Annotated in this window: 12 protein-coding genes; all 12 read left to right on the top strand. The window is 45.1% G+C overall.

Annotated elements, in window-relative coordinates:
- Positions 1-4: 4 nt before the first annotated feature.
- Entirely contained in the window at positions 5-1,504 is a 1,500-nt protein-coding gene (locus tag P0M28_RS20015; protein WP_302204560.1) for a hypothetical protein, read from the top strand.
- Positions 1,497-1,865, top strand: a complete 369-nt coding sequence (locus tag P0M28_RS20020; RefSeq protein ID WP_302204562.1) for a hydrogenase maturation nickel metallochaperone HypA/HybF — start codon at positions 1,497-1,499, stop codon at positions 1,863-1,865. The genes P0M28_RS20015 and P0M28_RS20020 overlap by 8 nt, the downstream gene beginning before the upstream one ends.
- A 78-nt stretch (positions 1,866-1,943) precedes the next feature.
- Positions 1,944-2,666 (top strand): hydrogenase nickel incorporation protein HypB, encoded by a 723-nt coding sequence (hypB, locus tag P0M28_RS20025; protein ID WP_302204564.1) that lies wholly within the window; start codon positions 1,944-1,946, stop codon positions 2,664-2,666.
- A gap of 6 nt (positions 2,667-2,672) precedes the next feature.
- Positions 2,673-5,033: a carbamoyltransferase HypF gene (gene hypF / locus P0M28_RS20030; RefSeq protein ID WP_302204566.1), complete on the top strand. Its 2,361-nt coding sequence runs from the start codon at positions 2,673-2,675 to the stop codon at positions 5,031-5,033.
- Positions 5,034-5,139: 106 nt separating this feature from the next.
- Positions 5,140-5,367 carry a hypothetical protein gene (locus P0M28_RS20035; protein WP_302204568.1) on the top strand — a complete coding sequence of 76 codons (228 nt, stop codon included), beginning with the start codon at positions 5,140-5,142 and terminating at the stop codon, positions 5,365-5,367.
- Entirely contained in the window at positions 5,364-5,786 is a 423-nt protein-coding gene (locus P0M28_RS20040) for a PIN domain-containing protein (RefSeq protein ID WP_302204570.1), read from the top strand. Before P0M28_RS20035 ends, P0M28_RS20040 begins: the two co-directional genes overlap by 4 nt.
- Before the next feature lie 74 nt (positions 5,787-5,860).
- Positions 5,861-6,115 carry a HypC/HybG/HupF family hydrogenase formation chaperone gene (locus P0M28_RS20045; RefSeq protein WP_302204571.1) on the top strand — a complete coding sequence of 85 codons (255 nt, stop codon included), beginning with the start codon at positions 5,861-5,863 and terminating at the stop codon, positions 6,113-6,115.
- Positions 6,116-6,685: 570 nt separating this feature from the next.
- Positions 6,686-6,937, top strand: a complete 252-nt coding sequence (locus P0M28_RS20050; RefSeq protein ID WP_302204572.1) for a hypothetical protein — start codon at positions 6,686-6,688, stop codon at positions 6,935-6,937.
- Positions 6,938-6,949: 12 nt separating this feature from the next.
- A complete protein-coding gene (gene hypD, locus P0M28_RS20055) occupies positions 6,950-8,035 on the top strand; it encodes a hydrogenase formation protein HypD (RefSeq protein ID WP_302204573.1) in 1,086 nt (361 codons plus the stop codon).
- A 2-nt stretch (positions 8,036-8,037) separates the two neighbouring features.
- Positions 8,038-9,087, top strand: coding sequence for a hydrogenase expression/formation protein HypE (gene hypE / locus P0M28_RS20060; protein WP_302204574.1), 1,050 nt, complete (start codon positions 8,038-8,040; stop codon positions 9,085-9,087).
- 98 nt (positions 9,088-9,185) lie between these two features.
- The gene (locus tag P0M28_RS20065) at positions 9,186-10,316 is read left to right on the top strand and encodes an NHL repeat-containing protein (protein ID WP_302204576.1); all 1,131 of its coding nucleotides are present in this window, start codon (positions 9,186-9,188) and stop codon (positions 10,314-10,316) included.
- A gap of 99 nt (positions 10,317-10,415) precedes the next feature.
- Entirely contained in the window at positions 10,416-10,982 is a 567-nt protein-coding gene (locus tag P0M28_RS20070; protein ID WP_302204577.1) for a bifunctional nuclease family protein, read from the top strand.
- The last annotated feature ends 48 nt before the right edge of the window (positions 10,983-11,030 follow it).

The following is an 11,030-nucleotide window of genomic DNA, read 5'->3' on the forward strand; positions in this document are numbered from 1 at the left end:
AAGCATGATAACTATTTACCTAAATAAAACCCGTCAGGCTGAAGTGGCGCAAATCATCGATGCTGTGCCTCGGCTATCGGAGTTAATAACGATTACTACCGAAGACGCTTTAGTGGCGAATTTGATCGTAGACGAACGAGGTATCATCATGCCGCTAAATTGGGACAACAACGCTCCGCCTTTTCTGATGAGCAGTCCGGTAGCATTTAGTTCTGAAACCCTACTAGGCTACATTTTCATAGCCTTGGGCAACTACGCCGAGGCTCAAAACTACCTTGCAAAGCACCCCAAACTCTACAATGAAGTGATTAGCCTTGGCTGTTTACAGACCAATCAACCGCTACCTAACGAGTTAGCGGATACTCTGGATAAAGAAGGTTGTCGTTCTAATCACAATATAGCGTTGCTTCAACAATATGGCCTTTGGCCTTTGGCAGTAACGTTAGCCGAAGTGCAGCAGATGTATCAGAAAGCGTTGGCAATTGCACCAGACAATGAGCATCATGCTTTCACGCTGAAGCAATATGCTACTTTACTATTAGATACCAACCAGGGTGCCAAAGCAGAAGAATTACTGCAACAGCATCTTTCCCAAGATTTATCTGAGGAAGCTTCCTACGCCCTGAAGTCGGTTCTGATTAGTGCTTGGATGGCGCGTTTGTCAGTGCCCTACGATGAGAATCGGATTAATAGCCTAAAAGATTTGCTTTGGGAGACGCTGACGTATCTGGAGCGACAGGAGCGAATGGCTGAGGTAGGCTTACTACTGATTGATGCTTCCGAAGTAGCCAATATCTCTGAGAGTTATTCGGAATCCTTAGGGTATATCAATCGGGCATTGGATATTTTTCGGGCGCAGGATTTACCTGAACTGGCGGGAAGTAGTCTATTGAGAAAAGGAACCTTGTTGTACACTTGGGCACAGAACGGTAACCCTCAGTTTTACAAACCAGCCATTGATACCTATCAGGAAGCTCTGAAAGTTTTTAAGCGGGATGAGGCTCCCGAAACCTTCGCTCAGATTCACGCGCACTTGGGAGTACTCTACGCGGAAATGTCAGATTTGCAGCAGAAAAAAGGAATCTGGGCGGCGGTATCAGCCACGTCATTTCAGGAAGCATTAGTTTTCTTTACCAAAGAAGCGCATCCGTATGAATACGGACTGGTTTGTAATAACTACGCCAATGCCCTGACGAAGTATCCGACTGCTTTGCGAATTGATAATTACGAAAAAGCATTAGAATATTATAAAGAAGCATTAGCGGTTCGTACCTCGGTATATCCTTACGAGCGGTCAATCACCTTACTCAATTATTTGGAAGCCAGTTGGTTTCTGGATAATGGAGACGATAATTTTAATCAAACTCGGTACCAGGATATGCTCAACAAAGCTCAGGAAGTGAAAACGTTAGTAGATGCACCAGATTTGCTAACTGAAGCTGATCGACATTTGGAGGAGCTAGCCCGATTAGAACAGGAAGCTAAAAGTGAAGGCTATGCATGAGATGTCTCTGGTTCGCAGTATTTTCCGAACGCTGGAAGATGAATTTCCCGCTGATAAAATGAACCGATTGGCACAGGTGAATTTGCAGGTGGGCTTACTCGCTAATGTAGAACCTATTCTAATGCAAAGCGCTTTCCAAGCCTTGACCGAAACCGACAAGCAGTACGAAGCAGTGAAACTAGAGATTGAAACCGTACCCGTAGCCATCTACTGCTCCGCTTGCGATCATAAATCGGAAGTGCATCAGTACAAGTTTGTGTGCGAAGAGTGCGGACAACTGAACAACAATGTAGTCCAGGGAACCGAGTTACTTATTCACCAAGTACATTTTAATGAAAAATTGATAGTGGAAAATGGATAATGAAAAGTGACCGCCGTGCGGTGGAAAATGCAATAATTAATTATCAACTATCAATTGTCACCTTTCAACTAAAAAACTATGGCAATAGAAAAATCAAGCAAGGGAGCGAGAGGAAGCGTACAGTGCGAAAATACCTCGCTTAACCTATTAAAAGCCAACGACTTTGTGGCTGAGAATATTCGCAAGGAGATGCAGCGAAGAAATATTCTGATGATTAATATCACTTCGTCGGCTGGTAGTGGAAAAACGACTTTGTTGCAGGAAACAGCTCGTCGTATTAGCAATCAGGTAAAAATGAAGGTGCTGGTAGGCGATCTAGAAACCGAGCGAGATGCTGCCCGAATCCGAGATGCCGGAGTGGAAGCCTTACAAATTGTAACCGGAGGTATCTGTCATTTAGAAGCTCAGATGGTATGGCAAGCAATGGATCAGGTCGATCTGGATGGAGTAGAACTGCTGATTGTAGAAAATGTAGGTAACCTGGTATGCCCGGCTTCTTTCGATTTGGGCGAAGACTACCGAGTCACCCTAATGGCAACTACCGAAGGAGATGATAAGCCGAAGAAGTATCCCCGGATGTTCCTAACCAGTGATCTGATGCTGGTATCGAAGGCTGACCTACTGCCGTATTTACCTTTCTCGGTAGAAGCAGTCACCCAGGATGCCCGCGAGGTGAATCCCGATATTGAAATGATTCAGGTTTCCAGCACCAGCGGCGAAGGTATTGATGCCTGGTGTGAGTGGTTGCTGGATAAAGTTCGAGAGAAACAAGAAAGTCAGACTCAGGAAGCATCTGTATAATTTCTTTTGCCAACCTATCAAATCCATATTCAAGGGCAAGTGCAGGGGGTGGGATTCCGCCCCTTCATCTATCAGCTTGCCCAGCGATTTAGCCTCACCGGGCAGGTGAGCAACCGTAGTGATGGGGTGCGGGTTTTAGTGAATGCTTCACAACCAGTAGCGCAGCTATTTCTCGAGGCAATCCTTGAGGAGCATCCGCCGATAGCCCGAATCACTAACGATAGTCTTCAAGAAGTAGCTTCCCAAGAGTTTCGTGACTTCTCAATCGTTCACAGCGAAAGTACCCACCATCGGGATGTTTTACTCACGCCGGACTTGGGACTATGCCCTGCTTGTCGATCTGAATTAAATCAGAAAGATAACCGCCGCTACCATTATGCCTTTACTAATTGTACCCACTGCGGCCCCCGCTACTCCATCATCAAGGAATTGCCTTACGACCGCGCTACCACTGCTATGGCTCCATTTGAATTATGTGTGGATTGCCAGCAAGAGTACGATGACCCGACCGACCGACGCTACTATGCCCAGGCCAATACCTGCCCCCAGTGTCCAATTACATTCGCGCTTTATGATGCCCAAGGAAAATTAATCACTAATCATCCCGGAACTGAGTCCGGGACAGGTCAACCATCAATCATTAATCAGGTTGTTGAAAAGTTGCGGGGCGGAGCGATCATTGCCATCAAAGGAGTAGGTGGTTATTTACTGGTCTGCGATGCTACCAACGCTGAAGCAGTAAGTACATTAAGAAAAAGAAAACATCGCCCGACCAAACCCTTTGCAGTCATGTATCCTTCATTGGATCAGCTGCGACAGGATATTCCAGTAAGTAAAGAGGTTAAGAAGTTGCTAACGAGTTCGGTGTCACCAATTGTGCTACTTCCAGTAACTGATGCGGGAAAACAGCGATTAGCATTTAACCGGCTGGCGCTCCAGCAAATAGCTCCCAACTTACAGCAAGTAGGAGTAGTGTTACCTTACGCTCCGCTATTTGAAATTTTGATGCAAGAAGTAGGTAAGCCAGTGGTAGCTACCAGTGCTAATATCAGCGGTTCACCCATTGTTTATACCGAAGAAGCTGCTGAACGCCAACTATCGTCATTAGTTGATTTTCGTCTGACGTATAACCGAGAGATCGTTATTCCCCAAGATGATTCGGTGGTTCGGTTTAATCCAGAGGCTAAACAAAAAATTATACTACGGCGCTCACGAGGAATGGCACCTACATTGGTATTGCCGGAACCACTAACTTCTGATAAAAACATTCTGGCGATGGGCAGTGATCTGAAAAGCACCTTCGCCTATACTCACTGCGGCAACCAGTATGTTAGCCAATATTTGGGTGATTTAGCCAGCTACGATTCGCAGCAAAGCTATCGTAACGTATTATCCCACCTGCTCGAGTTATTTGATGCCCAGCCAGAAGTTATTTTAACCGATCAGCATCCGCAGTATTTCTCTAAGCAATTAGGTAAGCAGTTGGCTAAAGAGTTTCAGGTATCCGTAGAAACCGTTCAGCACCATCAAGCCCATTTTGCAGCAGTGCTGGGTGAGAACCAATTGATTGATGCCGATGAATCTGTGCTGGGAGTGATTTGGGATGGAACTGGTTTAGGCGACGACGGGCAAATTTGGGGTGGCGAATTCTTTATGTATCAAAACTATTCCTTCGAACGAATAGCTCACCTCGAGTATTTCCCACATTTGATGGGAGATAAAATGGCTCATGAGCCTCGCCTATCGGCTTTGTCATTGACCAACGGAAGCTATGTTGTTCAGCAAAAATTTTCTACGACAGAATGGAAGCATTACACCCAACAAGTGAATCGAGCTGATGGATTTAAAACCTCTAGCGTGGGTCGTTTATTTGACGGAGTAGCCAGTATTTTAGGTCTGATTGATCGGGCTACCTACGAAGGTGAAGCTGCGCTGTTACTGGAAACTGTTGCAAATGATTATATTGAACGTTATGGTTATGGGAAACTAACCAGTTACTTCAGTGAGACTGAGATTAGAGAAACGGTTCCTTATCAATCGTTGATAGATGAAATTCTTCGAGATAAGGACGAGCATAGCAATAAATTCATTGCGGCTCGCTTTCACTACTCACTAGCTGATTGTATCCAAAAAGTAGCTCAGCAGCAAGGTACCAAGAAAATAGCGATGAGTGGCGGTGTGTTCCAGAATGCTCTGCTAGTGGATATGGTTCATAAACTAATGGCGGATGACTACGAACTATTTTTCCACCACCAATTATCACCCAACGATGAAAATATATCCTTCGGTCAATTGGCTTACTACCAAATTCAGCAAAAGGCACACGTGCCTACAGTAACAAGAGGCGAATCAATGGAGACTTTGTGAGCGCGTATCAGCAGTAGTGCTTAGTTAGTTATCAGACCAGATGCGCGAGGTAAATACAAAGCCACAAGAAAATAGTAAATTGCAGAAAGGATTTAACTTGAATGATATGATAGAATTTAAGATTCAACTGGAAGAAAGTGTTGTACAGGTGTTTGGACGCAAACAGGTGGAAGACTACTTGCAGGATTTTGTAAAACAGATGTTACTTAAAGCAGCGGCTCAAGACGTGTTAGAAGACCTACAGGATACTGATCTGCAAAACGACCAAGAGTGGCAAACCGCACGTCATTTGGCATGGCAACAAGAGAAGCATAAATACTTCGCAGATAAATGACCGACTTTGTAATTGATGCTAATGTTCTAATGAGCATTCTTATAAGTGGTAAAGTAGGCTACAGACCTATTTTATCCTTCAATAGCTTTATCTTACCAGACTTTGCTTTTGTAGAAGTAGAGAAGTACAAAGACGTTTTAAAGAATAAAACCAAAGTATCTGAAACCCAATTTACTAAGTGGACTTACTTCGTTTTTACTAATCTGACAATCCTTCCTCAGTACGTTTTAGAGAAAAGTATTTTAGACAAATCTGAACAGCTATTAGAAAAGGTTGATTTGAAGGATATCAGTTACGTGGCATTAGCAATGCAGCTAGATTTACCACTTTTGACTCGGGATAAACCTTTGTACAAAGGGTTAAGAAAGCAAGGGTTTAGAAAAGTACAACTGTTTGATGATTATTTAAGAAGTCTGTAACCTGTGATGCAGTAAAAAGACAAAGCAACTATCCATTGTTCATCGGCCGCCGACGCGGTGTCAATTAATAACTTATGTGTCTAGCAATTCCCGGAAAGATCAAATCAATAGAAATGCAGTACGACGGTACGGTGCGAATGGCGCAGGTACTGTTCGGTGGCATCACCAAAGAAGCCACGCTCGAGATGGTTCCTCACGCCCAAGAAGGCGACTACGTGCTGGTTCACGTAGGAGTGGCCATTAGCGTAGTAGACGAAAAAGAAGCGAAAGAAACCTTCCAATATCTTAAGGAAGTTGGTGAACTAGACGAACTAAACCCAGAAGTCTGACCAACGAAAATTACTCTCAAAATGAGTACATTTTGGAAGGCTTTGCTATATATTAATCCGAAGATGGAATGACTTCTCAAAGATGTTACACTTTGCTCGTTCATTTTTGTCTGGGAGACCCCGTCTTGACACAAAAACGAACAGCGCGGCTGCCGCCAAAAAATCAACCGGGTCGCCGGGCGAAAAATTCAATGCTTCTTCGCACAAAAGCTTACACACGCCCGCTGAATTTTCGAGCCGACGCACTAAGTGTTAACGTAAGTTATGAATATAAGAAACATTCTCTTCGTTCAGAAAGGGAAGAATTTGCTGTCTGAGCGTAGCGATCCACCGTGGACGCGGCGGGTTGCCGGTGCAATTTCAAATTCTTCTAGATTTTTGTCTACTTTTCATCGATGGAAAATCGGACCGCCGATGCGGTAGAAGCCCGCCCGGCTCAAGGGCAAGCATTCAGAAATTAGGCGTTTATAGACTGCCACCGATGAAACTTAATATACATGGATCATATAGAATATCAGTTCTTATAAATCTCTCCCAGAAAATCAAACAAACTCTTATTGTACACTAACTATGCAAGATAACAGAATTACCTTCGGTGGTAGAAAGCGTTGGCAAGCAACCGAAAAATATCAACGACAAGTTGCTGAAATAAAAGAAGAGGTAGCTGGTCAATATACTCTCCTTCTGTTAAGCGAGAAAAGTTGGTTAAAACGCTTAATAATAAAGGGTAAACGAAATATTGAAATAAGAAGAAGAATAGCCAAGCTAGATTCTGATAAAAATCTTCATTTGGCTAGTACACCCACGTGGAATAGAATTTAAAAGCAACCTACTATGAAATTCCTAACCGAATACCGCGACCCTGAATTAGCTCAGTCTTATTTGGAAGAAATTCGTAAAACTGTGACTCGCTCGTGGACAATTATGGAAGTATGCGGGGGGCAAACTCATAGCATCGTAAAAAACGGCTTACTGGGTCTGCTTCCCGACGAGATTACGATGGTACACGGTCCCGGTTGTCCGGTCTGCGTCACGCCCCTTCACCTAATCGATAAAGCTGTTTACCTAGCTGAAGAGAAAAACGTGATTCTCTGCTCATTTGGCGACATGCTGCGCGTGCCGGGTTCGGAACGTAGCTTATTGCAAGCGAAAGCTAAAGGGGCTGACGTCCGCATTTTGTATTCTCCGCTAGAGGCAGTTAAGCTAGCTAAGGAAAATCCTGACCGCGAGGTAGTATTTTTTGCAGTAGGATTTGAAACTACGGCTCCGGCCAACGCGCTTTCGGTACTGCATGCGCAACGCGCTGGGTTGACCAACTATTCTATTCTGGCTTCGCACGTATTGGTGCCTCCCGCAATGGAAGCCGTATTGGCTGATGATGAAAACGTGATTCAGGGATTTCTGGCTGCCGGGCACGTTTGCACCATCATGGGCATTGATGCTTACTATCCCATTGCTGAGAAATATCAGATTCCTATCGTAGTAACTGGTTTCGAGCCAGTCGATTTGCTACAAGGTATTCTGATGACGGTTCGGCAGTTGGAGCGTAATCAGTATGAGTTGGAGAATCAGTACAAACGAGTGGTTCGCCCCGAAGGAAATTTAGCCGCACAAAAAGCCATTGAACAGGTATTTCAAATAGCGGATCGAGAGTGGCGCGGAATCGGCACTATTCCGCAGAGTGGCTACGAGGTGCGCCCAGAACTGGCGGCTTTTGATGCCAATAAAAAGTTCTCAGTTAATATTCATCACGCTCAGGAATGTGCAGCATGTATTGCCGGACAGGTATTGAAAGGACTAAAGAAGCCTTTTGAGTGTTCGCAGTTTGGCAAAGCTTGTACGCCTTCTACTCCGCTGGGCGCACCCATGGTTTCTTCCGAAGGAGCTTGTGCCGCGTACTTTCACTATCAAGAAGCCTAGCGATGACTCAATTCCGAATGCAATTAAACTGTCCCCTGCCCGAACTTGATTTCGATGTAATCACGATGGGGCACGGCAGCGGGGGGGTGCTAACCAACAAGCTACTGGACGATGTTATTCTCAACCTGTTTTCTGATGAATTAGAAAATGAGCGTCACGACGGAGCGCAGCTCTCGCTAGAAGGAAATACCGCATTCACTACTGACAGTTTCGTGGTTTCACCACTCTTTTTCCCGGGAGGGAACATCGGTGACTTAGCGGTCAACGGAACGATCAATGACTTAGCCATGTGCGGTGCAATACCGCAGTACCTTTCATTGAGTCTGATTATTGAAGAAGGCCTACCGATGACTGACCTTTGGGAAGTTCTTTTAACTATTCAGCAATGCTGCAAGCAAGCCGAAGTGAAAGTAGTAACCGGAGATACGAAGGTAGTTGAGCGAGGCAAAGGCGATAAACTCTTCATCAACACTGCCGGAATTGGGAAAGTACACCCGCAAGCAGATATTGGTATCAATCGCGTGCAAGCCGGAGATAAAATAATTGTTAGTGGGCCGTTAGCCAATCACGGAATGGCAATTATGTCGGTGCGGGAAGGACTAGAATTCGAAACCGAAATTCAGACAGACTCGGCACCATTGCATCAACCCGTGAAAAACTTACTAGACGAATTTGGCTCATCAGTACATCTGCTACGCGACCCGACTAGGGGTGGAGTAGGTACAGTGCTCAACGAAATTGCTCGCAGTGCTAACTTAGGTGTGAACCTTCGGCAAGTGGATATTCCGGTAGACGAACAGGTAGCCGGAGCTTGCGAACTGCTAGGGTTAGATCCGCTCTACGTTGCCAATGAAGGGCTCTTTTTAGCTATTGTAGCCGAAGACATTTACGAAGCTGCCCTGGGGCAGTTGCGAGAAAATGGTTTTGCCAGATCAGCTTGTATTGGTGAAGTAACTGATGAGCATCTGCGACAAGTGGTGCTAACCAGCGGCATCGGTGGTCGCCGGGTAGTGAATATGCTAGCTGGAGAACAGCTACCCCGAATCTGCTAAATAATGATTGATGACTGATGAGTAATAACTAATGGAAAGTGAAAGTTGTTATTCTAATCTGCAACCTGCCAAACGTGTAACTCAGTGACCAGTGACCTATGCCTATCCATCTTCCTAATACTAACCCTCAACTTCGTATTTTTAAGGGAGCACCCGACAGCCCATTTTTGGCTCCTCGCGGGGTACATTTGCTGGGCAATAAGTTGCTAGTGTCGGACACCGGGCAGAACCGGGTTTTTATCTGGAATCAGTTACCTACTGAAGAGTTTCAGTCTCCCGATGTAATTTTAGGGCAAGGGGAAACAACCGCTACCGGACGTAATCAGGGAAGTGGAGTAAGTGCTTCTACTTTGCAATATCCCTCCGGATTATGGGGTGACGGCCAAGTGCTGACCGTAGCCGATGCTTGGAATCATCGAGTTCTAATCTGGCACGAGTTTCCCACCGAATCTGGCCAACCTGCTGATGTAGTGCTGGGGCAAACGAATTTTGTGAGTAATGAACCTAATCAGAAGGGAGTAGGAAGTTCTCCTTCTGAGCATACGTTGTATTGGCCCTACGGACTCACTTCGGATGGGGAGCATTTGTGGGTAGCTGATACGGGTAACCGTCGCGTTTTGTACTACGATCAAATTCCGATCAAAAACAACGCTCCAGCGGATAAATTAATTGGCAAGGATAATTTTCAGGAGCGGGATTACGACCATACGCAACCCATTTGGCCGTATTCAGTGAAGCTTAGTCCGCAAGGGCAATTAGCTATAACCGATACACAGTACTACCGAGTATTACTGTGGGAAAGCTGGCAGGAGGCTTTTGATCAATCAGCCTCGGTAATTATCGGTCAGCCTGATTGGGAAGCGAACGGGCAAAATCAGTTTGGATTATTTCCTCAGGCGAATACGTTGAATTGGTGTTACGATAGTTGTTTTGATGAAGGTGGTTTATGGGTAGCCGATACCGGCAATAGTCGGTTATTGCGGTTTAATAAGTTACCTCAACAGCATAATCAGTTCGCTGATGGTTTAATCGGCCCCAAGGATTTTGCCACGGGTAGCGAAAACGCGGAGACAATTAACGGAACAGAAGGGGCATTGTACTGGCCGTTCTCAGTATCCGTATACGGAAAAACGATGGCTATTGCTGATACTGGGAATCATCGCATCGTATTGATTAGCGGAGACCGGATACCGGATTCGGGAAACCGGAACTCTGCATCTACCACATAAGTTAATATTCACTGATGCACAAGTTTACAACGTATTTACATATTGCTACTCAAACACCTTTTCCGGTCTCCCGACTCCGGTTTCCATGAAGTACTGGTTATGGAAAAAATAGCTTTAGACGTAGTAGCTCTCACTGATAGCGAATCGCATCCGGGCAACTTCGCGTTGATACTGGAAGAGCGTTCTGGCGGACGACGGTTGCCCATTGTTATTGGGAAAGCTGAAGCTCAGGCGATTGCAATGGCACTGGAAAATATGCAGCCTCAGCGTCCGCTTACTCACGACCTGTTTAAGCAAACACTAGAAGCCCTCCAGGCTACCCTGGAAGAAGTCTTTATTTATAAAATGGAAGAAACTATATTTTATGCTAACCTTCAGCTAAAGAATTCGTCGGGACAGGTGCTTACCATAGAAGCCCGGAGTTCTGATGCCGTAGCCCTGTCGGTACGCTTTGCTTGCCCTATTTACACCACTTCCGAAGTGCTCGATATCGCAGGATTTACCAATGAGTCATCTACAGTAGTAAGTAAAAAGGGGCCTTTCTCCGACTATCCATTGAAAGAGCTAGAAACTTTATTAGCCAAATTACTCGCGAAAGAGGATTACCAAAGTGCGGCTCGTATCCGCGATGTTATTGAGAAGAAAAAGAATAGAAAATCACCATAATTAAATGACTAATGGATACTTGGTTTTTTTAGGCATTCCTGCTCTGAA

It is taken from the genome of Tunicatimonas pelagia, assembly GCF_030506325.1.
GTDB classification, from domain to species: Bacteria; Bacteroidota; Bacteroidia; order Cytophagales; family Cyclobacteriaceae; genus Tunicatimonas; species Tunicatimonas pelagia.

Excerpts from the sequence above, each read along its gene's own strand:
- hypD (WP_302204573.1), top strand. The coding sequence starts at position 6,950 with ATGAAATTCCTAACCGAATACCGCGACCCTGAATTAGCTCAGTCTTAT.
- hypB (WP_302204564.1), top strand. The coding sequence starts at position 1,944 with ATGGCAATAGAAAAATCAAGCAAGGGAGCGAGAGGAAGCGTACAGTGC.
- P0M28_RS20020 (WP_302204562.1), top strand. The coding sequence starts at position 1,497 with ATGCATGAGATGTCTCTGGTTCGCAGTATTTTCCGAACGCTGGAAGAT.
- P0M28_RS20015 (WP_302204560.1), top strand. The coding sequence starts at position 5 with ATGATAACTATTTACCTAAATAAAACCCGTCAGGCTGAAGTGGCGCAA.
- P0M28_RS20035 (WP_302204568.1), top strand. The coding sequence starts at position 5,140 with ATGATAGAATTTAAGATTCAACTGGAAGAAAGTGTTGTACAGGTGTTT.
- P0M28_RS20070 (WP_302204577.1), top strand. The coding sequence starts at position 10,416 with ATGGAAAAAATAGCTTTAGACGTAGTAGCTCTCACTGATAGCGAATCG.
- P0M28_RS20040 (WP_302204570.1), top strand. The coding sequence starts at position 5,364 with ATGACCGACTTTGTAATTGATGCTAATGTTCTAATGAGCATTCTTATA.
- P0M28_RS20050 (WP_302204572.1), top strand. The coding sequence starts at position 6,686 with ATGCAAGATAACAGAATTACCTTCGGTGGTAGAAAGCGTTGGCAAGCA.
- P0M28_RS20065 (WP_302204576.1), top strand. The coding sequence starts at position 9,186 with ATGCCTATCCATCTTCCTAATACTAACCCTCAACTTCGTATTTTTAAG.
- hypE (WP_302204574.1), top strand. The coding sequence starts at position 8,038 with ATGACTCAATTCCGAATGCAATTAAACTGTCCCCTGCCCGAACTTGAT.
- P0M28_RS20045 (WP_302204571.1), top strand. The coding sequence starts at position 5,861 with ATGTGTCTAGCAATTCCCGGAAAGATCAAATCAATAGAAATGCAGTAC.